Genomic DNA, 19,780 nt, shown 5'->3' with positions numbered 1-19,780 from the left:
AGTACGGCCCGGGGCCGCCCGTTCCACACAACCAATTCGACCTTTATGGAGGAATCATGCCGGGGAACAACCGGGTGGCTCTCGTCACCGGCGCCACCAGTGGAATCGGCCTGGAGATCACCGAACGCCTGGCCCGGAACGGCGGGCGCGTGTACATCTGCGCCCGGCAGGCCGACGTGCTGGCAGCCACCGTCAAGTCGCTCCAGGACGAGGGCCTGGACGTCGACGGGCAGGTCTGCGATGTGACCTCGCCCGAGGAGATCCGCTCCTACGTGCGGTCCGCGGTCGAGCGCTTCGGCCCCGTCGACATCCTGGTGAACAACGCCGGCCGCTCCGGCGGCGGGGCCACCAAGGACTTTCCGGACGACGAGTGGTTCGACGTGATCAACACCAACCTCAACAGCGTCTTCCTGATGACCAAGGAAGTCCTCAATCACGCGGGGATGCTGGAGAAGGGCCATGGCCGGATCATCAACATCGCCTCGACCGGCGGGAAGCAGGGCGTGCTGCACGGTGCTCCCTACTCGGCGTCCAAGCACGGTGTCGTCGGGTTCACCAAGTCGCTCGGCCTCGAACTCGCCAAGACCGGTGTCACCGTGAACGCGGTATGCCCGGGCTTCGTGGAGACCCCGATGGCCGAACGGGTGCGGGAGCACTACTCCGGTATCTGGGGCGTTCCGGTGGACGAGGTGCACGAGCGTGTGAGCGCCCGGGTGCCGATCGGCCGCTACGTGGTACCTGAGGAGGTCGCGGCGATGGTCGAGTACCTGGCCGGCCCTGGCGCTGCCAGTGTGACGGCGCAGGCCCTCAACGTCTGTGGCGGGCTCGGCAACTACTGACCCTCCCGGAGCCGGGGGCCGCCCCGTCCCCGGTCCGCGGCGACGTGCGTGGACAAGGCAGGCAGCAGCGAGATCGCTTCGCTGCTGCCTGCCTTTGCCGATGGAGGGCGGGGCCAAGGGCTGGCGGGCCGGCTCAGACAGTGCGGCGGCTCCGGTGGAACGCCTCCACGGCCAGCTCCAGGTGGGCGGCATCGCCCGTCCGGTAGGTCTCCACACCGGGGCTGATCCGGCGGCAGAGCCCGCCGAGCGCCTTTCCGGGGCCGACCTCGACGAACTGCCGCACTCCCGCAGACGTCAAGTACCGCACGGTGTCCGTCCAGTTGACGCGGCCGGTGAGCTGCCGGAGCAGACAGGCCCGGGCCTCGTCCCCGTCGGCCACCGGCCCGGCCGTGACACTGGAGATCACCGGGATCACCGGATCCCTGAACTCGACCTCCGCGAGGGCGGCGGCGAACTCGTCCTCGACACTGCCGAGCAGCGTGCAGTGGGCCGCACCGCCGATCTCCAGCACCACGACCCGGTCCGCGCCGGCCGCCGCCACCAGACCGAGGAGGATGTCCACCGCGGCCGTCTGGCCGGAGATCACCACCTGGGTGAAGTCGTTGTGGTTGGCGACCTCCACGACCTGGCCGGACTCCGCGGCGGCCTTGGCGCACAGGGACTCCACGGCCGCCAGATCCAGGCCGACCACAGCGGCCATCTTGCCCGGCACCTTCTCGGTCACGGACGCCATCAACTTCCCCCGCAGAGTCACCAGTCGCAGCGCGTCGGCCCGCCGCAGAACCCCGGCGCACACCATCGCCGTGAACTCGCCCAGGCTGTGTCCGGACACGAAGTCGGGTACGACGCCACGCTCCTCCAGCACACTCAGCGCGGCCAGACTGGTCAGTACCATCGCGGGCTGCGTGACCGTCATATGCCGCAGGGCCTCGGCCGGCCCTGTCCAGCACAGCTGCGACAGTCCGAACCCCAGCAGCTCATCGGCAGGGCGGTAGTGGGTGTCGGCCAGCTTCGGCCAGCGTTTCAGCAGGTCAAGGCCCATGCCTACGCGCTGGGCGCCCTGGCCGGGAAAGACGAACGCGGTCTTGTCCATGGGAGGCAGGATCTGGGACCGGCCTACACGGCTGCTCGAGTACCGCTGAAATTCCGCGGCTCCCTCCCGCTCAAGTGGATTTCAGGCGGGCTCTGCGACAGTGCACGCCGACACCCAGGAGGGAAACATGCAGGGAATGACGACGACACGCCGCGGGTTCCTCGGCCTAGGCGCGGCGCTGGGCGGTGCGGTGGTGCTGGGGGCAGGGCAGGGTACGGCCCGGGCGGCGGACCTCCGGGCCCGGAATGCCTGGCCCACCACACTGAACCTGCCGGACGGCTTCCATCCGGCGGACATCACCATCGGTAAGCAGCCCTACGCCTACTTCGGGTCCCTGCTCGGTGGCGCCATCTACCGTGCCAGCCTCGTATCCGGGCAGGGCGAGGTCATCTATCCGGGGCTCGGTCAGGGGTACATGGCCATCGGGGTCCAAGTGGACGACCGTGGGCGGCTGTTCGTCGCCGGCGGCTGGGGCCGGACCATCACCGTCATCGACGCCGGCAGCGGTGCCGTGCTCAAGACGTACCAGGTGGGCCTCCCCCACTCCTGCGTCAACCATGTGACCGTCACACGGGACGGTGCGTGGTTCACCGACGCCTGCAACGGGCTCCTCTTCGGCCTCCCGTTCGGACCGGACGGGTCGCTGCCCGAGAAGGACGGCGTGGTGACCCTGGAACTGTCCGGGGAGTGGGTGCAGGGGGCGCAGGACATCATCACCTCGGCCGGCGTCGCACCGACGCCGGACGGCAGGGCCCTGATGGTGATCAACCAGTCCGCGGACGGGGGCTCCCTGTTCCGGGTCGACAAGACCACCGGATCCGCTCGCCGGGTGCCGCTGGGCGACCTGAAGCTGCAGACCGCGAACGGGATCACGGTGCATGACCGCATCCTGTACGCGCCGCAGCAGACCGAACTGACGGCCATCCGGCTCAACAACGCCGGGGACAGCGGCCGTCCGGTCCTCGCCCTCACCGACCCGCAGTTCGACACGCCCTGCGCGGCCGCCGTGTACCGCGACCGGCTCTACCTGACGAACTCCCGCTTCCCGCTCCCCCCGACACCGACGACGAAGTACAACGCGGTGTCCATCCCGCTGCCGGTGTAGCGCGCGAACCGTCGGGGCGTGCCGGGGGGATCAGCCCTTCGGTACGCCCCGGCGGCCAAGTCCCAGAGGACAGGAGGAATTTCCATGCCCGAGGACGGCATACAGCTGATCGAGCTGGAGGACGGCTTCCACTGCTACACGAGCAGCGAGGCGGAGGCCCGGTTCATCCACCGGGAGATCTTCCAGGACGACACCTACGATCTGGACGGCCTGCCCGACGCTCCCGTGGTCGTCGATGCCGGGGCCAACATCGGCCTGTTCACCCTGTACATCAAGCGCAAGTACCCCGCGGCCCGGGTCATCGCCTTCGAGCCCGTGCCGGAGAACATCCGCATCCTCAAGAAGAACCTGTGCCTGCACGGCATCGACGATGTCACGGTCCACCCGGTCTGCCTGGGCTCGGAGCCGGCGGCCGGGGCGGACTTCACGTACTTCCCGCGGCTGCCCGGCAACTCCACCCGCTACCCCGAAGGGCTCGCCCTTCAGAAGACACTCATGGCCAGGCACATGGGCGAGGAGCGGGCTGCGGCCGCCCTGGAGCCGACCGGGATCACCGTCCCGGTCGACCGGCTCTCCGACGTGCTGGCCACCCGGCATCCCGAGGTCACCTCGATCGATCTGCTGAAGATCGATGTCGAGGGCGCCGAGCTGGACCTGCTCGACGGCGTCGATCCGGCCGACTGGGCCAGGACGGGCGCCGTGGTCATCGAGGTCAGCGGTCTCGCCGGCGTCCGCGACGAAGTGGAGCGGACCCTCCGGGGGCACGGGCTGACCGTCTCCGGCGCCCGCGCCCCGTTCATGTGGCCGGAGCTGGAGCTCTACAACGTGACGGCCCGGCGCTGAACCCGCCGGGGCGCAACGAGTGACTCAAGGCGCCGGACCATGTCGTGCGGGCCCGGCGCCGCCAGCATCTCCTGGTGCAGCAGGTCGGCGCCCTCGCTGAACGACGGCTCCGTGAGGACCCTGGTCAGGTGCTTCTGCAGCGTCTGGGCCGTGAGTTCCTTCGGGTCGAGCAGCAGCCCCGCACCGCGTTCGGCCATGTACCGCGCGGTGATCGCCTCGCCCCACATCGGCATGGGTGAGATCAGCTGCGGGACCCGGTGCGCCACGGCCGCCGCGAACGTTCCACCGCCACCGTGGTGGATCAGCGCCGTACACGTGGGCAGCACGTAGTTCAACGGCACGTACTCGACCAGACGGACGTTGTCGGGCACCTTGCGGACCGTGTCCAGATGCTTGGCGTGCAGGGTGGCGATCACCTCGATGTCCAGCTCCGACAGGGCCGCCACGACCTCCACGAACGTCACGCCGGCCTCGCGGAACAGCTGCCTGCCGCGCCCGCCGACCCCGAGCGTCAGCAGCACCCTGGGGCGCTCGGGCCGGTCGTGCATCCAGGGCTCCGGCGCGAGGTTCCCGTTGTAGGGGACCCGCCGGATCGGCTCGTACGACACGTCCAGCGGCAGCCGCAGCGCGGCCGGCATCGGGTCGATCGTCCACTCGCCGAGGAGGAGATCCTCCGTGAAGTCGAGACCGTGCGCCTCCAGCATCGGACTCATCAGAGCCGTCACCGGGTCCTTCTCCGCTCCGGCACCCCGCTCGGCCAGAGCAGCACGCGACTTCGCGCGGAGCCAGCCGATGTTGTCCTGGCCCCACAGGAAGCGGGCGTGCCTGGCGCCGGTCACCTTGGCTGCGACCGCGGCCGCCACACAGAACGGGTCCCACAGCACCAGGTCGGGACGCCACCGCTCGCAGAAGTCCACAAGGTCGTCCAGCATCGGTGTGAACAGCGAGAGCATGCCTGTGGAGCCACGCCACTGCTCGGCCCAGGTGTCGTCGTGCTCGGTGTCGAGAGACATGAAGTCGGTGAGGCTCTCAAGTTTCTCGAAGTTGTCGTTCCACTCCATGACGTTCTCAAGACAACCACCGGCGGGAACCGCGGCGAGACCGGCCTCGGTCACCAGGTCCGTCGCGTCCGGATGGATCGCGACGCGGACCTCGTGCCCGGCATTCTGCAACGCCCAGGCCAGCGGAACGATCGGGTGCACATGTGCCGTCGCCGGAAACACACTGAACAGGACACGCATCGAGGCTCTCCCAAAATCCGGGTCGGGGCGGGTTCCTACCACACTGGATGCACTGCCTCGATCCTGGCTTGGGGCCCCGCTCGAGTATCGCCTGCGCCCCGGCGGAGCCGACCAACTACGCCTGCACCAGCGGGGATCGGTCTGGCAACATCGAGCTGACCCCGACCACCGAGCGAATGGAAGTGTCATGCAGGTGCGCGAGCTCGCCGTTCCCGGCAGCTTCGAATTCACCCCACAGCCGCACCCCGACCGTCGTGGGGTCTTCGTATCGCCCTTGGAGGAACCGGCCTTCGTCGAGGCGGTCGGCCACGGGTTCCACGTCGCTCAGACCAACCACAGCCGGTCGGCCAAGGGCGTGCTGCGGGGGGTCCACTTCACCACGACGCCTCCGGGGCAGGCCAAGTACGTCAACTGCGCCAACGGCAGTGCGCTCGATGTCATCGTGGACCTCCGGGCCGGGTCACCGACCTTCGGTGTCTGGGACACCGTCGACCTGGACACCGTCTCGTTCCGGTCGGTCTACCTTCCCGTGGGCGTCGGCCATGCCTTCCTCGCGCTGGAGGACGACACGGCGATCTCGTATCTCGTCTCCACCGGCTATCAGGCGGGGCTGGAGAAGGCGGTGGACGCGTTCGACCCGAAACTCGGCCTGCCGTGGCCCAAGGACACGGAGTTCCTGGTGTCCGAGCGGGACGCCGCCGCACTCAGCCTCGACGAGGCGTTGGAGCAGGGCGTCCTCGCGCGGTACGAGGACTGCTTGCCAGGCCCTTCCATGTGAGTCCCTGAACCCGGCGGAACATGCCGGACTCCTCGGTGCGCCGGCCCGCCACGATGGAGCATGTGGGGGGCGGCGGACATCGGCGCATCGCGCCGGAACGGCTGCCGTGCGCGGGTCCGCGCACGGCAGCCGTTCTGTCACACCGACCGGGCGGCGCCGGACGGGGTCACGCGTGGCAGGAGATCGGGCCTCCGTTGTAGTCGACCATCTCCTGGAAGATGACGCCCATCCTCTTGAGCATGGCCGTGACGTCCGGTTCCTGGCCGACCGCGGCGTCGTACTCCTCGGCGTAGGCGCGGTGCAGGTTCGCCACCAGCCTCTCCGGTTCCAGGAGTTCGGCGAAATCCCCCTTCTCGGCATCGCGCGCCACCTCGCTGGGCGCGAGGCCCGCCGCCATGCCGCCCCTGGCCAGATCCTGTACCCATCGCAGATACGCCTCGCCGGTGTCGAGGATCGCCGGTCCGCCGACCGGGCCGTGACCGCTCACCACGGTGTCGGCTCCCAGCGCGCGCATCAGCTCGATGGCCCGCAGTGAACCGGCGATCGAACCCATGGGGAAGAACGGGGTCACGCCGGACATGACGATGTCGCCGGTGAACAGGACCCGCTGTTCGGGGACCCACACGATGGTGTCGTTGTTCGAGTGGGCGGGCCCGGTGTGGATGAGTTCGGCGGTCAGGTCCCCCACGTGCAGGGTCATGCGGTCGTCGTACGTCGCGACCGGCAGCGCGAGTTCGATCGCGCCCCACGCCACGTCCGGCCACAGTTCGGTGAGGTGCAGGCCGGCCTGACGCATTTCGTCCCGGGCGAGCACATGCCCGAAGACCGTCGCCTCGGGGAACACGAAGTTGCCGAAGGTGTGATCCCCGTGCGAGTGGGTGTTGATGATCGCGAACGGTGCCTGGCGGCCGTTGCGTAGCACGTGCTCGCGCAGCCGGACGGCGCGTGCCTGGGTGGCCGCGGTGTCCACCAGCGCCACCTCCTTGCCCGACGCGAGCACGCCCGCGTTGTTCACGCACCATCCGCCGGGCGCCTGGACGTAGGCGAAGACGCCGTCGGCCACCTCCTGAAGTACCGGCTCGCTCGGGGACGTTGCTGATGACGACGACATGGCAGAGCTCCTCGATGTGTTGATCGTCCTGGTTTTCACGCGCGTGCCGGCGACATCAGGCGACACCGAATTCCTGGAGTGACAGGTCAGGCGTGTTCGCCAGCACGGCCTGGTGCAGTTCCTGCAGCCGGCGGGAGGGCTCGACACCGAGTTCGCCGCTCAGGGTCTTGCGGAGGTCCCGGAACACCTGCAGGGCCCGCCAGGGCGCACCCGACCTGTGGAGCGCGACCATGAGCATGGCGCAAAATCGCTCATCCATGGGGTGCTGGGCGACCAGCATCCGAAGCTCAGGAACCAGCATGGAGTGCTTGCCGAGACTCAGGTCGGCGGAGATGCGCTGCTCGTGGGCCCTCATGCGGCCCTCCTCGAAGCCGATCGACTCCATGTGGAGCACGCGTCCGGCCGGCACATCCATCAGCGCGGGGCCGCGCCACTGTTCGAGTGCCTGAGTCAGATACTTCGACGCGGTGGCGGCGTCCCCCGACTCGAGCGCGAGATAGCCCTTCACCGAGAGCCGCTCGAATTCCCCCACATCGGACGTGCAGGAATCGATTATCAGCTGGTACCCGTTGAAGTGGGTGACCAGGATGTCCTTGGCTCCTCCGGCGCAATCCCTGGGCAGGGACTCCATGATTAGCTTGCGCAGTTGAAGGATGTACGTCTGGAGGGTGGTCGTGCTGCTGCGGGGAATCGTCTCCCCCCAGATCTCGTCCATCAAGGTCGAGACGGGTACGACGCGACCGCAGCGCAGAGCCAACAGGGCGAGCAGCTGCTTCGGCTTCCCGGCCGAAGGCACGATCGATACACCGCCGATTCTCACGTCCAGCGGTCCGAGGAGCCTTATCTCTGCTGATGGTACGTGTCGCGCCTCGATCAACTGTTCCGACACATTGTTCTGGATCATCGTTTCATCCCCCTGTGAATTGACCAGAAGTGCACGTTCAGGAAAATCGACGAACTTTGTGTTTCCCCATTCGGTTGCTCGGTTTTCCCTTCGGGAAAGCATCGAAAAGCGCGGTCGAAACTCGCGCTACATGAGGCCGCGGCCCGCCACCCGCTGCGTTACGGGCTGCTTGGCGGCACTGGGCGGCGACAGGATGCCGGGCGCACTTGGCGCCACAACTGGCGACTCCTCATCCGGTTTGCTGCTGCTTATGCGAGCGATGAGGTAGTCGAGCGGGTCAGGCCCCGCGAGGTCGCCAGGTGGTTGCGTCGATAGGCGTGGTCGTACTTCCCTATCGCAACCTCTTCCGCTGGTTGGCTGGTCCTCGCTCGTGGCTTGATCGTTGCCTATTCTGGCGCCTGCCGCTGCCGGAGCGCAGGTGGATTTCAGGTCACGCTCGGGTCGGACGGCGGCCGTCTGCGACCGCTACGACGGTGGCGCCGGCATCCGTAAAGGAATTCCTGGCGTTACGGAAGCGAGGTGCAAAACGGTGACGTATGCGGTACGAAAACGCTCCCTCTATCAGAGATGTACTCGCGCTCAAGTGGCAGTGCGGAGACTGCGTTCCAGGTTAGGGCTGACGAGAGGAGCTCCGCTGTCATGGGAAGCGGCTTGAGAATGCTATTCGTCGCGGCGGGGAGTCCGGCGACCGTCTTCGCCCTCGCCCCGCTGGCGACCGCGGCGCGCAACGCCGGGCACGACGTTTTCATGGCGGCGACCGAGGAGATGATGCCGGTCGTCGTCGGGGCGGGGCTGCCGGCGGTGTCCCTGACCAGCCGGACGATGCGCGAGTACATGTTCACCAGCGACGACGGGGCCCCGCTCACACTGCCGGACGACACGACCGCCCGGCTGCGGTTCGGCGGTCACGGCTTCGGCCGGCTGGCGGCCGGCAGCCTGGAGAACCTGCGGGCGCTGAGCGAGGCCTGGCGGCCCGACGTCGTCGTCGGAGGCACCCTGTCCTTTGTCGCGGCACTCCTGGCCAGGCACTTGGGCGTTCCCTACGTGCGGCACGCATGGGACATGGGCGAGCCACCCGAAATGGACCTCGGAGCCGCTGAGCGACTCGCGCCGGAGCTGGCCGGGCTCGGCCTCACCGAGCTGCCCGAGCCGGATCTCTGGGTGCACATCTGCCCGCCGAGTCTGCTTGCGCCCGAAGCGCCGGCCGGCCAGGTGATGCGGTTCGTCCCCACCGGCAGGCAACGGCGGATGGAACCCTGGATGTACACCCGCCCGACCAGGCCGCGGGTGTGTGTGACGGCGGGCAGCCGGGCGAGCCGCGAGCAGGATCTGGACTTCCTCAACGGTCTGGTGTCGGAGGTCGGCAACCTCGATGTGGAACTGGTCATCGCCGCACCGGACGAGCTCGCCCCAGCGCTGACCGAGGGGCGGCCGCAGGTGCGCGCGGGCTGGTTGCCGCTGGGCACCGTGCTCCCCACCTGCGACGTGCTCGTACACGCAGGCGGCGGCCAGACCGCACTCACCGCGCTGCACGACGGCGTACCGCAGCTGGTGCTGCCGAACATGCCCAAACTGGTCCCGCACTCGCGGCGGCTCGCGGATTCCGGCGTCGCACTCACGCTGCTGCCCGGGGAGGCTCCCTCGAACGCCGTCGCGGAAGCCTGTCGTCAACTGCTGTCCACGCCGTCGTACCGGGAGCGGTCACAGGCGGTCGCCGCCGAGATGGCCGCACTGCCCGGCCCGGCCGAAGTGCTGGACGTCGTTGTGGATATGAAGACGGGTTGAACATTCCGTTGTATAGCCCGTGCGGACCGAGCAGCCCGGTTCCAGCCATTGTTCTCCGGTCGGCCCACCGCAACGTCTTGGAAGGCTGATGAGATCTGGGTGAGGGGCTGTTCGGCCGTGGGCCGGGCGGCCCCTTGTTCTAGCCCTCGTCGCGCGGCCGGCCGGCCGCGCGGAGTACGGCGGCCAGGAGGTCCGCCTGGGCCAGGCAGTCGGAGTGCGACGTCGCCCCTGTGCGTACCGACGAGACGAAGGCGGACAGGGTGTTCGCGATCTGATCGTCCGGCGACAGCGGGACGGTCCGTGTCCCCGAGGACGTCTCGACTGTGACAGCCGGCGCGTGGTCCGCGGGCGGAGTGAAGGCCCGGTTCACGGTGATCCGGCCCGTGCTGCCCGTCAGTTCGTAACGGGAGCGGTAGGCGTGCTCCATACCGAACGACAGATGTGCGGCGACGCCGTCGTCGCGGCGGAGCAGCACGGCACCGGAGGTGTCGACCTGCCGGCCGGGGGAACGTTCGAGCACGGCGCCCCGGACCGCCAGATTTCCGCCGAGGAAGTGCACCGCCGCCCGTACGGGATAGACGCCGACGTCGTACAGGCTGCCGCCCCCGAGCTCCGGCTGGTACCGGATGTCGTCCCCCGGGAGAGCGGGGATGGTGAAACCCGACTGGAAGCCGCGGAGTTCACCGATCACGCCCTCGTCCACCAGCCGCTTCACCGCCGCGTGCTGGGAGTGATGGACGAACATGACGTTCTCCATCAGCGTCAGCCCTCGCGCGCGCGCCATGTCCATCAGCCCGCGCGTGCGGGCGGGATCCGTGGTCAGCGGCTTCTCCGCGAGTACGTGCTTGCCGGCGGCGAGAGCCGCCTCGATCCACTGCGCGTGCAGCGCCGCGGGCAACGGAACGTACACGGCCTGCACTTCGTCGTGGGCCACCAGCTTCTCGTAGCCGGTGACCGGGCGGCAGCCGAACTGCCGAGCGGTGTCCGCCGCCTTGGCGGCATCCCGGCTGGCGACGGCCGCGATCTCGATACCGGGATGGGCCCGCATCGCGGGCAGCATCCGGCGCCGGGCGATCGCGGCACAGCCGATGACTCCGATTCGCAACATCGAGGGCACTCCACGATTCGATGAGGGGCGGGGCCCCACGGGGCGGGACGACGCCACCATGACCGCACCCTCTCGACATCGGCTTGAGTGCTGACGGAACCGGTCCGGGCCCGTCCGACGGTGCTGAGCGCGGCGCCGACACCGTTCCGCGGAGCTCCCCCGCCGTGCCTCAGTCCCGGACGCCGGACCGGTCGAGGGCCGTCATGGCCTGCTCCAGGATCGCGAGCCGTCCGTCGAGGTCCGTCGCCACCGCCGAGATCATGATGCTCAACGTGGTCACACCCGTGTCGGCGTACTCCCGCAGGCGTCCGGCGACCCGGCTGACGGGACCGACGAGGGACGTCCCGTCGATGAAGTCCCGGGGGACGGCCTTGGCCGCGCGGGGCCTATCTCCCGCCCGGACGAAGCTGCTGACCTCGGCGGCCTCGTCCGCGAAGCCGAGCCGCGCCGCCAGGGAGCAGTAGAAGTTACGTTCGGCCGACCCGATGCCCATGAGGTGCGCGTAGTGGTCCCGCAGCAGGTCGATGCACTCGTCGGTGTCCTCACCGATCGACGTCGCGAGGGCCGGTATCGCCTCGAAGCCGGTCATCGGCCTGCCGACCGACTCACGGCCCCGCCTGATGTGTCCGACGGACTCCGCGACGTGCTCCGGCGCCGCGAACACACCGATCCATCCGTCGGCGATCTCGCCCGCCAGCCGGAGGTTCTTCGGCCCCACCGCTCCCAGGTAGACCGGGACGGGAGAGCGGGCGCCTTCGGTGATCACGTGCAGGGGCGCGCCGCCGGAGCCCGAGTACGGCAACCGGTAGTGCTCTCCTTGGTACCGCACCGGCTCGCCGGACAGCGCCATCCGTACGATCTCCACGTATTCGCGGGTCCTCTGCAGGGGCTGCCCGAAGGGAACGCCGTACCAGCCGTCCGAGACCTCGGGGTTGGACACACCCAGGCCGAGGCGGAATCTGCCGTTCGACAGCGAGTCCAGCGTGGCCGCGGTCAACGCGGCCAGAGCCGGTGTGCGGGCCGGGATCTGCATGACGCCGGAGGCCAGGCCGATGCGTTCGGTGCATCCCGCCACGAGGCCCAGCACACTGGCTGCGTCCGAGCGGTATCCCTCGGGTGCGAAGGCCACGTCGTAGCCGAGCCGTTCGGCCTTGACGGCGAGTTCCGCGGCACCCTGGTAAGTCAGGTTCACGCCAAGTTTCATAACAGTGCCCCCTATGAGCGTCGAGGTTGCCGGTCCTGCTCAGATCAGCAGGTGCGCGCCGCCGTCGGCCAGGACCACCTGGCCCGTGGAGTACCTCGCGCGGTGCAGGCCGACGACCAGCTCGGCGACGTCCTCGGGGGTGCCGACCCGGCGCAGCGGAGTGGCTGCCTCGACCCGTTCCCTGATCGCGGTGAAGCTCTGCGTCCACGGTGTGTCGATCAGCCCGGGGGCCACCGCGTTGACCCGTACGTCCGGACCGGCCGTCGCCGCGAGCAGCCTGGTCATGTGGTCGATGGCCGCCTTGCTGACCGCGTACGGGATGGAGCTGCCCGCGGGCCTGGTCCCTGCCACCGAAGAGATGTTGACCACGTGCCCGTTGGCGGACTTGCGCAGGTGCGGCATGGCCGCGACGGTCGTCTGCCAGGTTCCGATGACGTTGAGACCGAGGATCTCCCGCCAGACCTCACCCGTCGCCGCCTCCAGGTCGGCATGGGGGATGGGGTGGGTGACACCGGCGTTGTTGACGAGCAGGTCCAGCTGCCCGTATTCGGCGATGACCGCCTCCGTCAGGCTGCGGGCCTGTTCCTCGTCGGAGACGTCCGCCTGGACGAACCTCGCGTCCGGCAGCGAATCGGCAAGTTCCTTGCCCGCCCCGACACTCCGTACGGCGTTGACGACCACCGCCATGCCCTCCGCGGAGAGCCGGCGGGCGATGGCGGCGCCGATGCCCGATGACGATCCGGTCACCAGGGCGACCTGTCCACCGGTCATGTGTTGTCCCCTTCCTGCGTGATCGACGGTGCCGGGAGTTCAGAACAGCTGGTCGTGGCCGACCTTGCGGGAACGGTTGCGCAGCTCGCCGTCCTCGAAGACCAGTACGTCGTTCACGAAGCAACTGGGGCCGACGAGCGGCTCCTTGACGCCGGGGCGCGTGGTGAGGACCAGGGCGTAGAAGGAGGCGTCGATGGCACCGTCCGTACGCTCGGTCAGATTGATCATGTTGAACCAGTGGCGCCTCTGCACCGGGTCGTTGTCGAACCGGGTGTTGAAGGAATTCAGTTCGGCGATGATGCCGGCGGTGGTACGCGCGGCGGGCAGACCGGGCGTGTGCTGGAACTCGCCGTCCGCGGTGAACGTCGCCGCGTACTCCTCGAACCGCCCGGAATCGAGCAGTTGAACCTGCTTGGCGTAGAACTGCAGAACCGCAGCGTAGGTATCGGTGAATGTGCCGTTCACGACGGTCGTCATCGCTGGTTCCTCCGGTAGGGGCATCGGTGCGGAACTGGCCACGCCACGGGGCAGCGCAGGCCGCACCGCGGGGCCACGTCCATTCCGTCGACTCTGTGGTGGTCCCCTGGAGCCCGGCTCGAAGGGCCTCTGAGCCGCGGTCGAGCCGGGGAGCTCCAGCGGCGTTCTAGCTGTCCGCGATCGGCGGTGCCCAGGATCGGGCCCGGAGTCGAGCCGAGGAGGCCATGCAGATGACCGACCAGTCTCCGCCCGCGTCAGGGGTGGCACGAGCCGCGCAGGACGTCGCGTCCCTTGCCGCCCTCCGGGTGGACCAGGCAGAAGACGACCGGCAGTTGAGCGCCGAAGTCGTGCGGGCGATCGTCACGGCGGGATTCGCCCGCCACTTCGTACCGGCCGACCACGGAGGAAGCGCCGGCACCTTCACGGAACTGTCCGCCGCGGTCGCCGCCATCGGCGCCCGGTGCGCGGCGACGGCCTGGTCCGCCTCGTTGGTCGCGAACCTTGCCAGGATGGCGGCCTACCTGCCGGAGGAAGGGCGCAAGGAGGTCTGGAAGGACGGGCCCGACACCGTGATCGTCGGCGGCGTCTCCCCCATCGGGAGGGCGCGCGCGGAGGGTGACGGATGGAGGCTGTCGGGGAAGTGGCCCTACATCAGCGTCGTCGACCACTCCGACTGGGCGCTCGTGTGCGGTGTGACATCGACCGGTGACGGTTACGAACCGAGACTCTTCGCGCTGCCCCGCGATGCCTACGCCATCGAGAAGACGTGGTCCGACATCGGGATGCGGGCCACCGGGAGCAACACCCTGGCCGCCGATGACGTGTTCGTACCGGCCAGGCTGAGCTTTCCCGTCAGGGACCTGGTCGAAGGGGGCGGCCCCGGGCCCGTCCCCCCGTGCCACGCGGTTCCGTTGCAGGCGGTGAACGGACTCTCGTTCTGTCTGCCGATCCTCGGCGCCGCCGAGGGCGCTCTGGAACACTGGTCTGCCTACGCCACGAAGAAGATCCGCGCCTGGTCGCCCTCCAGGCCCGGGCCCGGCCCCGCTCGCGGGTTCTACGAGGAGGTGCTGGCCCGGTGCTCCGGCGAGATCGACGCCGCGCGGCTGCTGCTGGAACGGGCGGCCCGGGTCGCCGACACGGGTGCGGGTATCACCAGCGTGGAGACGGCCCGGAACCAGCGGGACTGCGCTCTTGCGGCAGATCTCCTGGTGGGCGCGGTGAACCGGCTGTTCAGAGCCTCAGGAACCGCCGGTCACAGCGCCGACAGCCCACTCCAGCGGATGTGGCGGGACGTCAACTCGGCGGCAGGACACGTAGTGCTCCAGTTCGGTCCCTGCGCCACCGCTTACACCGATCGGGCGCTCGGCCTGGCCGACGGCCGGCCTGCCCACAAGTAGACGCGTACCTCGAAGGGACAGTCGTATGAGCGAGGAAGAGACGGGGACCCCTGGAGAAGCCGGACAGGAGGCCCCCCGGAAGGAATTCGACGCCGGGGCGTTCCAGCGCGGCGTCATCGAGGAGTTCCGTGCGAACGAGGGGAAGGTCGGCGGGATGTTCGAGGGAGCGCGTCTGCTCCTGCTGACCACCGTCGGTGCCAGGAGCGGTGAGCTGCGGACCAACCCGCTGGGAAAGGTCGAGGTCGACGGGGAGACCGTCGTCGTCGGATCGATGTTCGGCGCGCCGAAGCATCCCGCCTGGGTGCACAACATCAGGAAGAACCCGAGGGTCACCGTCGAGACCGGCACCGAGACCTATGAGGCGATCGCGACCGTTCCGCAGGGAGAGGTACGCGACCGGCTCTTCGGGAAGGTCGTCGAAGTGGCTCCCGGGTACGGCGATTACCAGGCCAAGACCACCCGGGTGATCCCGGTGGTGGTCCTGGAACGGGTCGGCCCCGCCACCACTCCCGCAGGCCCCTGAACGGCGCGCTCGCCGAGCGGGGACGAATCGCCGGCGGCGCCGGGGTCAGGACGCGGCGTCCGTGGGCCCTTCCCAGGTCTGCAGGGCGCCGCCTTCGCGGTGCCACCGGGTGATCCCGCCCTCCAGCGGACGGGCCGGGATCTCATGGCTGCGCAGCAGCCTGACCAGATCCGGGGAGAGTACGCAGTACGGGCCCTGGCAGTAGGCGATGACCTCCACGCCCCGAGGGATGCTGTCGATCTTCTGCCTCAGCTCCTCGGCGGGCAGCGAGACCGCCCCTGGCACATGGCCCCTCGCGTAGTCCGCTGCCGAGCGCACATCGACGATCAGGATCTTCGGATCGTCGATGTGCGCTCGCAGTTCGTCGGCCGTGACCGGTTTGAGTTCATCGGTGTTGCCCAGCAGATCATCGATGGCCAGCCGCAGATCCGCGAGCCTGGACTCCGCGCAGGTCTCCAGCGAGCCGAGCAGCCGCGACACCTCGGGCCCGGCGAGCCGGTAGAAGATCCGGTTCCCCTGCCGTCTGGTGCTGACCAGGTTCGCACCACGCAGCTGCTGGAGCTGGGCCGAGGTGTTCTTCAGGCCGACGCCGGACGCGGTGACGAGACCCTCCACGTCCCTCTCACCGTTCTCCAGCAGGTCGAGCAGGCGCAGCCGTACCGGACTGGCCAGCGCCTTCCCGATCCGGGCGAGCTGCGTGTAGACCTCGGCCTCGATGAAATCTCCCATGGGACCATTCTCGCTTCCGGGGCTGACTGCTACGTCTGCTGTGAGCGGGGGCCCGCGAGACCCGGTTCCTGCGGTGCGGCGGGCCCGGGGGGTGGCGCGTCCGGCCGGACCGCCTGTACGGGAAGCCTGGGCTCAAGGCGGATCAGCGTGAGCGCCGAACCGGCGACTCCCACCGCGAGCAGCAGCCACATGCCCGTGGGGGACAGCGTGAGCAGCGCGGTCAGCACGGCGGGCGCCAGCGCGGTCGGGATCGCCCAGGAGAGCTGGTAGACCGCCAGGTGCCGGCCGCGGGTGGCTTCGGGGGCCGCGCTGGCCACCAGGGCGGATGCGGTCGCTCCGTGCATCAGCTCGCCCAGGGTGAACAGCAGCGTGGCAGCGAAGACTCCGACCAGTACCGGAGTCCTGGCCGACACCAGCCCCAGTGCGGCGAACGACAGGAAGGCCGCACAGAACACCAGTCCGCCGAGCGCGGCGACCCGGGTGCGCCGGTAACGCGTGAGCAGCCGGGTCACCGGGATCTGCAGCAGCGCGATACCGACGGTGTTGGTGGCATAGAGCACGCCGACCAGCGAATCCGACGCGTTCAGCTCCTGGGTGATGTACACCGGCAGGCTCACCGAAAGCACCATGTAGCCGAAGGCGGTCGGCACGTTCAGCAAAGTGAGCAGGAGGAACGGGCGGTCGCGCGCGACCAGCCGGTAGCCGCGCTTCGCGCGCGCGGGCGCCGGCGCGTCCGCCGCCCGCGACTGCGGGATGGACCGGATGAGCGCGGCGGCGGCCAGATAGGCGACGGCCACGCCGATGACGATCGCGTGGAAGGCGGCACCCGCCCCCAGGGCGAGTGCGCCGCCCGCGATCAGACCGCCCGCGCCCAGGCCCGCGTTGCGCAGGCTGCGCTGAGCCGCGAGGAGCTTGTCCCGTGCGGTGCCCTGCACGATCTCCGCGATGAACGACTGGATCGACGGCGAGAACGACACGTCGCCGCACGCGACCACGGCCACCACCGCGAACATCGGTACGGCCGAGTCCACCAGTGGATACGTCGCGAAGCCCGCCGCGCGCAGCACGTATCCGCCCACCACGACGGCGCGGGCACCGTACCGGTCGATCAGGACACCGGTGACGGGGTTGCCGACCAGGCCGAGCAGCGCGGCGGTCGTCATGACCGCACCGACCCGGGTGACCGGCATCCCGGTGGCGTGGTGGAAGTACAGCAGCGACAGCGGGAGATACATCCCGCTGCCGGTCGCGTCGACCACCATGCCGAGCAGATAGCGCGTCTGTACCGAGAGCCTTCTCAAGGTGCTGCCGTGATCTCGGTCTGTGCCTCGAAGCGCGCACCGAGCGCCCGCAGCCTGCGTTCGCACTCCGCACGTGTGGGCGCCGACGCGACAGCGCAGGTGAGAAAGTCCGACGAGCCCGAGGCGGGCGGGATCACCTGGCCCACCCCGCCGTAGAGCCAGAAGCGGTCCACCCAGGGCTCATCCGGTACGGCTGGTACGGACCGGACGTGTCCCGGCCGCTTCATCATCAGCACCTGGCCCGCCATGGACCGGGGACGCGGCCTGGTCCCGCCGCGGCTCTGCTCCAGCAGAGGCAGCGGCAAACCGAGGGCGGCCCGGGTCGCGTACTCGCCGAGGTTGAAGCCGAACAGGGAGTGGAAGACCTCACGGACCTTGGCACCGCCCGGCCTGCACGCGATCTCGCACAGCACGAGACGGTCGTCCGGGGTGTGGAAGATCTCCGCGTGGAATCCGTGGTTTTGCAGCCTGCCGCCGGGCTCGCGCAGGGCGGCCAGGACCCGGTTGGTCAGCGACAGCAGGCGCTCGGTGAGCGGGTCGTCCGGGTCCAGGGTCAGATCTATGCGGGCGCCCGGGTCCGTTCCGTAGGAGGCCAGGTCGTACTGGTACTGGGAGGGCCAGGCCAGCGCGGTCCGTCCGTCGATCACGAGCCCGTCGACATGGCACATGCGGCCCGGGACGAACGACTCCAGGATCAGGTCGTCGCGCGGGGCGTCGGCCATCACCTGCGCGGTGTGGGCGCCCAGTTCGTCCCGGTCCCGCAGGATGCGCAGGCCGATGGAATTGAAACCCGCCCGGTCCTTGAAGACCAGGGGGAACCCGTGGCGGTCCGCGAAGGCGAGCGCCTCGTCGGCGCCCTGCGGCACGGTGTAGCGGGCGACCTCGATTCCGGCCTGCTCAAGGCACTCCTTCATCAGTGCCTTGTCCCGGAAGGGCTGTACGTCAGCGGCCCAGGCGCCGTCCAGCCGCAGGGCCTCACGCAGCCAGGCCGCGATGCTCACGTCGCCCTCGTGGTGCGCGACGACGTGCCGGATGCCGAATTCGACCGCGAGCTTCAGGGCCCTCCCGCGTACCTGTTCCTCGTCCTCGAAGTCGTCGAGCATCTCCAGATGGGTGAAGCCGTGGTTCCCGGCCGGTATCTGCTCGCCGAAGAGCTCCAGTTTGTCGCGGGCGGCGAGCACGACTATGTCGCCCGCGTAGTCACTGAGCCAGCGCGCGTACGGGAAGGGCTCGAACGGGTTGCGATGCAGGATCAGTACGCTCATGCCGCATCTCCGGTCAGCTGGGTGAGGGCCTCGGAGCCGGCCACGCGGGCGCGGGCGCTGCCGCCGTCGGTGCGGGCTATCCGGACCTCGACGGTGTCGCGGATGAGCTCCGCGCCGCGCCTGATCGCGGACGTCGCGTCCGGGCCCGTGACGGCCACGAGGCCCAGCCGGTCCCAGTTGTCCTTGAGGTCGCGTACGGCGTCGCCGGGTCCGACGCTGAGCCGCACGGCGAGAACGTCGGGCAGGCTCCGGGCCTCCTCGACGCCGGAGACCGACTCGACCCGCCCCGCGTCGCCGACCAGGAACCGGGTGCTCGCACCGGCGTGGGCCTCGGGTGAGCCGGGCAGCTCCGGTACCAGGCCGAAGGGCCAGCCGAGGGCGTAGGTGACCAGGTCGATGCCGTACGCGCCCTGCACCAGATCCGTGATGGCGTCCCCGGCGATGCGGTTGTGGCTCTCGATGATCGCGGGGCCCCGCGCGCCGATCCGGACCTCGGTGTGGCAGACGCCGTCCCTGATGCCGACCAGATCGAGAAAGCCGCGTACGCGCTCGCCCACCTGCTGGACCGCGGCCGGATCGAGGCGGGCGGGCACGGCGTGTCCGAGTTCGGCGAAGTGCCGGGGGCCGACGAACTTCTCGGTGATCGCCACGACGACGTGGCGGCCCGCGAAGCTGAAGGACTCGACGCTGAACTCGGGGCCGTCGACGTACTCCTCCATCAGGAAGTCCTGAAGGACGAACAGGGTCGAGATCCGGTCCGTGCGGGTGCCGCGCAGCCGTTCCACCTCCGCCCAGACGCGGTCGGCGTCCTCGGGCGCCCCCACCCGGAAGACACCCAGGCTGGCGGTGCCGTCGGTCGGTTTGACGATGAACGGAAATCCGTGGCGGCCGGCGAAGACATCGAGGTCCTCGCGCTTGAGCAGCGGGGCCGCAGCCACCGCCGCCGGGTCGAGTTCGGCCAGGTGCAGACGCATGGCCCACTTGTCGCGGATACGCTGCGCCACCTCGAACCCGGTGCCGCCGAGGCCGAACAGGTCATTGATCCGCCCGGCGTTCTCCAGCCCCGCCTCGGTGATGGAGAGGGCGGCGCCGAAGCCCGGTGACGTCCGTAGCTCCTCGGCGACCGGCCGTACCTCGGCCCAGTCGGTGTAGTCGAGGACCCGTGTGTGGTCCGCGAGTCGCTCCTGTTCGTCACTGAGCTTGCTCGGGTGCTGCAACAGTAAGACGGTCAGGCCGAGTTGCTTGGCCTTCTGCACCGTCTCGTCGTTGGCGCCCACAAGCATCAGTGTGGTCTCCGGATTCAAGC

19 protein-coding genes are annotated in these 19,780 nt (G+C 69.3%); 7 read left to right on the top strand and 12 right to left on the bottom strand.

The genetic code is table 11. The features are described from left to right. The first annotated feature begins 53 nt into the window (after positions 1-53). Positions 54-839, top strand: coding sequence for a 3-oxoacyl-ACP reductase (locus OG452_RS19075; protein WP_327299693.1), 786 nt, complete (start codon positions 54-56; stop codon positions 837-839). A gap of 133 nt (positions 840-972) precedes the next feature. On the opposite strand, the gene fabD is transcribed toward OG452_RS19075, so the two are convergent. Continuing rightward, a complete protein-coding gene (gene fabD, locus OG452_RS19070) occupies positions 973-1,932 on the bottom strand; it encodes an ACP S-malonyltransferase (RefSeq protein ID WP_327296777.1) in 960 nt (319 codons plus the stop codon). 136 nt (positions 1,933-2,068) lie between these two features. Here fabD and OG452_RS19065 point away from each other — a divergent pair, with 136 nt between their 5' ends. Then, positions 2,069-3,037, top strand: a complete 969-nt coding sequence (locus tag OG452_RS19065) for a superoxide dismutase (protein WP_327296776.1) — start codon at positions 2,069-2,071, stop codon at positions 3,035-3,037. Positions 3,038-3,121: 84 nt separating this feature from the next. Beyond that, on the top strand, positions 3,122-3,880 hold the full coding sequence (locus OG452_RS19060) for an FkbM family methyltransferase (RefSeq protein WP_327296775.1): 759 nt from the start codon (positions 3,122-3,124) through the stop codon (positions 3,878-3,880). Here the strand turns inward: OG452_RS19060 and OG452_RS19055 are convergent. Further along, entirely contained in the window at positions 3,856-5,121 is a 1,266-nt protein-coding gene (locus OG452_RS19055; protein WP_327296774.1) for a nucleotide disphospho-sugar-binding domain-containing protein, read from the bottom strand. The genes OG452_RS19060 and OG452_RS19055 overlap by 25 nt on opposite strands. A 187-nt stretch (positions 5,122-5,308) precedes the next feature. Between OG452_RS19055 and OG452_RS19050 the strand changes: the two genes are divergently transcribed. Beyond that, positions 5,309-5,899: a dTDP-4-dehydrorhamnose 3,5-epimerase family protein gene (locus tag OG452_RS19050; RefSeq protein WP_327296773.1), complete on the top strand. Its 591-nt coding sequence runs from the start codon at positions 5,309-5,311 to the stop codon at positions 5,897-5,899. A 166-nt stretch (positions 5,900-6,065) separates the two neighbouring features. On the opposite strand, the gene OG452_RS19045 is transcribed toward OG452_RS19050, so the two are convergent. After that, complete coding sequence (locus OG452_RS19045) at positions 6,066-7,010, bottom strand: MBL fold metallo-hydrolase (protein WP_327296772.1); 945 nt, start codon at positions 7,008-7,010, stop codon at positions 6,066-6,068. Between the two features lie 55 nt (positions 7,011-7,065). Next, a complete protein-coding gene (locus tag OG452_RS19040) occupies positions 7,066-7,914 on the bottom strand; it encodes an AfsR/SARP family transcriptional regulator (RefSeq protein ID WP_327296771.1) in 849 nt (282 codons plus the stop codon). A 639-nt stretch (positions 7,915-8,553) separates the two neighbouring features. Between OG452_RS19040 and OG452_RS19035 the strand changes: the two genes are divergently transcribed. After that, on the top strand, positions 8,554-9,699 hold the full coding sequence (locus OG452_RS19035; RefSeq protein WP_327296770.1) for a glycosyltransferase: 1,146 nt from the start codon (positions 8,554-8,556) through the stop codon (positions 9,697-9,699). A 139-nt stretch (positions 9,700-9,838) separates the two neighbouring features. On the opposite strand, the gene OG452_RS19030 is transcribed toward OG452_RS19035, so the two are convergent. The 4 genes from OG452_RS19030 to OG452_RS19015 all read right to left on the bottom strand — a co-directional run bounded on the left by OG452_RS19030 (position 9,839) and on the right by OG452_RS19015 (position 13,259). Continuing rightward, complete coding sequence (locus OG452_RS19030) at positions 9,839-10,807, bottom strand: Gfo/Idh/MocA family protein (protein WP_327296769.1); 969 nt, start codon at positions 10,805-10,807, stop codon at positions 9,839-9,841. 169 nt (positions 10,808-10,976) lie between these two features. Further along, positions 10,977-12,011, bottom strand: coding sequence for an LLM class flavin-dependent oxidoreductase (locus OG452_RS19025; protein ID WP_327296768.1), 1,035 nt, complete (start codon positions 12,009-12,011; stop codon positions 10,977-10,979). A gap of 39 nt (positions 12,012-12,050) precedes the next feature. Continuing rightward, positions 12,051-12,782 (bottom strand): SDR family NAD(P)-dependent oxidoreductase, encoded by a 732-nt coding sequence (locus OG452_RS19020; RefSeq protein ID WP_327296767.1) that lies wholly within the window; start codon positions 12,780-12,782, stop codon positions 12,051-12,053. 39 nt (positions 12,783-12,821) lie between these two features. Further along, positions 12,822-13,259 (bottom strand): nuclear transport factor 2 family protein, encoded by a 438-nt coding sequence (locus OG452_RS19015; RefSeq protein ID WP_327296766.1) that lies wholly within the window; start codon positions 13,257-13,259, stop codon positions 12,822-12,824. 230 nt (positions 13,260-13,489) lie between these two features. Between OG452_RS19015 and OG452_RS19010 the strand changes: the two genes are divergently transcribed. Beyond that, a complete protein-coding gene (locus OG452_RS19010; protein ID WP_327296765.1) occupies positions 13,490-14,656 on the top strand; it encodes an acyl-CoA dehydrogenase family protein in 1,167 nt (388 codons plus the stop codon). Between the two features lie 25 nt (positions 14,657-14,681). Then, the gene (locus OG452_RS19005; protein ID WP_327296764.1) at positions 14,682-15,179 is read left to right on the top strand and encodes a nitroreductase family deazaflavin-dependent oxidoreductase; all 498 of its coding nucleotides are present in this window, start codon (positions 14,682-14,684) and stop codon (positions 15,177-15,179) included. 45 nt (positions 15,180-15,224) lie between these two features. Here OG452_RS19005 and OG452_RS19000 read toward each other — a convergent pair whose 3' ends face one another. The 4 genes from OG452_RS19000 to OG452_RS18985 are packed head-to-tail and all read right to left on the bottom strand — an operon-like array spanning position 15,225 to position 19,778. Beyond that, on the bottom strand, positions 15,225-15,908 hold the full coding sequence (locus tag OG452_RS19000) for an ArsR/SmtB family transcription factor (RefSeq protein WP_327296763.1): 684 nt from the start codon (positions 15,906-15,908) through the stop codon (positions 15,225-15,227). A 29-nt stretch (positions 15,909-15,937) separates the two neighbouring features. Beyond that, the gene (locus tag OG452_RS18995; RefSeq protein ID WP_327296762.1) at positions 15,938-17,209 is read right to left on the bottom strand and encodes an MFS transporter; all 1,272 of its coding nucleotides are present in this window, start codon (positions 17,207-17,209) and stop codon (positions 15,938-15,940) included. Next, positions 17,206-18,474 carry an ATP-binding protein gene (locus OG452_RS18990; RefSeq protein ID WP_327296761.1) on the bottom strand — a complete coding sequence of 423 codons (1,269 nt, stop codon included), beginning with the start codon at positions 18,472-18,474 and terminating at the stop codon, positions 17,206-17,208. The genes OG452_RS18995 and OG452_RS18990 overlap by 4 nt, the downstream gene beginning before the upstream one ends. Beyond that, positions 18,471-19,778: an ATP-grasp domain-containing protein gene (locus OG452_RS18985; protein WP_327296760.1), complete on the bottom strand. Its 1,308-nt coding sequence runs from the start codon at positions 19,776-19,778 to the stop codon at positions 18,471-18,473. The genes OG452_RS18990 and OG452_RS18985 overlap by 4 nt, the downstream gene beginning before the upstream one ends. Positions 19,779-19,780: the final 2 nt, after the last annotated feature.

Origin of the sequence: Streptomyces sp. NBC_01197 (assembly GCF_036010505.1) — a bacterium.
Classification (GTDB): Bacteria; Actinomycetota; Actinomycetes; order Streptomycetales; family Streptomycetaceae; genus Streptomyces.
The sequence above is the reverse complement of the archived record's forward strand: the minus strand, read 5'-3'. Positions and strand labels throughout refer to the sequence as shown.

Bases quoted from the DNA above. Each gene is read 5' to 3' on its own strand.
- OG452_RS19040 (WP_327296771.1), bottom strand. From the start codon at position 7,914: ATGATCCAGAACAATGTGTCGGAACAGTTGATCGAGGCGCGACACGTA.
- fabD (WP_327296777.1), bottom strand. From the start codon at position 1,932: ATGGACAAGACCGCGTTCGTCTTTCCCGGCCAGGGCGCCCAGCGCGTA.
- OG452_RS19065 (WP_327296776.1), top strand. From the start codon at position 2,069: ATGACGACGACACGCCGCGGGTTCCTCGGCCTAGGCGCGGCGCTGGGC.
- OG452_RS19045 (WP_327296772.1), bottom strand. From the start codon at position 7,010: ATGTCGTCGTCATCAGCAACGTCCCCGAGCGAGCCGGTACTTCAGGAG.
- OG452_RS19020 (WP_327296767.1), bottom strand. From the start codon at position 12,782: ATGACCGGTGGACAGGTCGCCCTGGTGACCGGATCGTCATCGGGCATC.
- OG452_RS19035 (WP_327296770.1), top strand. From the start codon at position 8,554: ATGGGAAGCGGCTTGAGAATGCTATTCGTCGCGGCGGGGAGTCCGGCG.
- OG452_RS19000 (WP_327296763.1), bottom strand. From the start codon at position 15,908: ATGGGAGATTTCATCGAGGCCGAGGTCTACACGCAGCTCGCCCGGATC.
- OG452_RS19060 (WP_327296775.1), top strand. From the start codon at position 3,122: ATGCCCGAGGACGGCATACAGCTGATCGAGCTGGAGGACGGCTTCCAC.
- OG452_RS19025 (WP_327296768.1), bottom strand. From the start codon at position 12,011: ATGAAACTTGGCGTGAACCTGACTTACCAGGGTGCCGCGGAACTCGCC.
- OG452_RS19010 (WP_327296765.1), top strand. From the start codon at position 13,490: ATGACCGACCAGTCTCCGCCCGCGTCAGGGGTGGCACGAGCCGCGCAG.
- OG452_RS18990 (WP_327296761.1), bottom strand. From the start codon at position 18,474: ATGAGCGTACTGATCCTGCATCGCAACCCGTTCGAGCCCTTCCCGTAC.
- OG452_RS19015 (WP_327296766.1), bottom strand. From the start codon at position 13,259: ATGACGACCGTCGTGAACGGCACATTCACCGATACCTACGCTGCGGTT.
- OG452_RS19055 (WP_327296774.1), bottom strand. From the start codon at position 5,121: ATGCGTGTCCTGTTCAGTGTGTTTCCGGCGACGGCACATGTGCACCCG.
- OG452_RS19050 (WP_327296773.1), top strand. From the start codon at position 5,309: ATGCAGGTGCGCGAGCTCGCCGTTCCCGGCAGCTTCGAATTCACCCCA.
- OG452_RS19005 (WP_327296764.1), top strand. From the start codon at position 14,682: ATGAGCGAGGAAGAGACGGGGACCCCTGGAGAAGCCGGACAGGAGGCC.
- OG452_RS19030 (WP_327296769.1), bottom strand. From the start codon at position 10,807: ATGTTGCGAATCGGAGTCATCGGCTGTGCCGCGATCGCCCGGCGCCGG.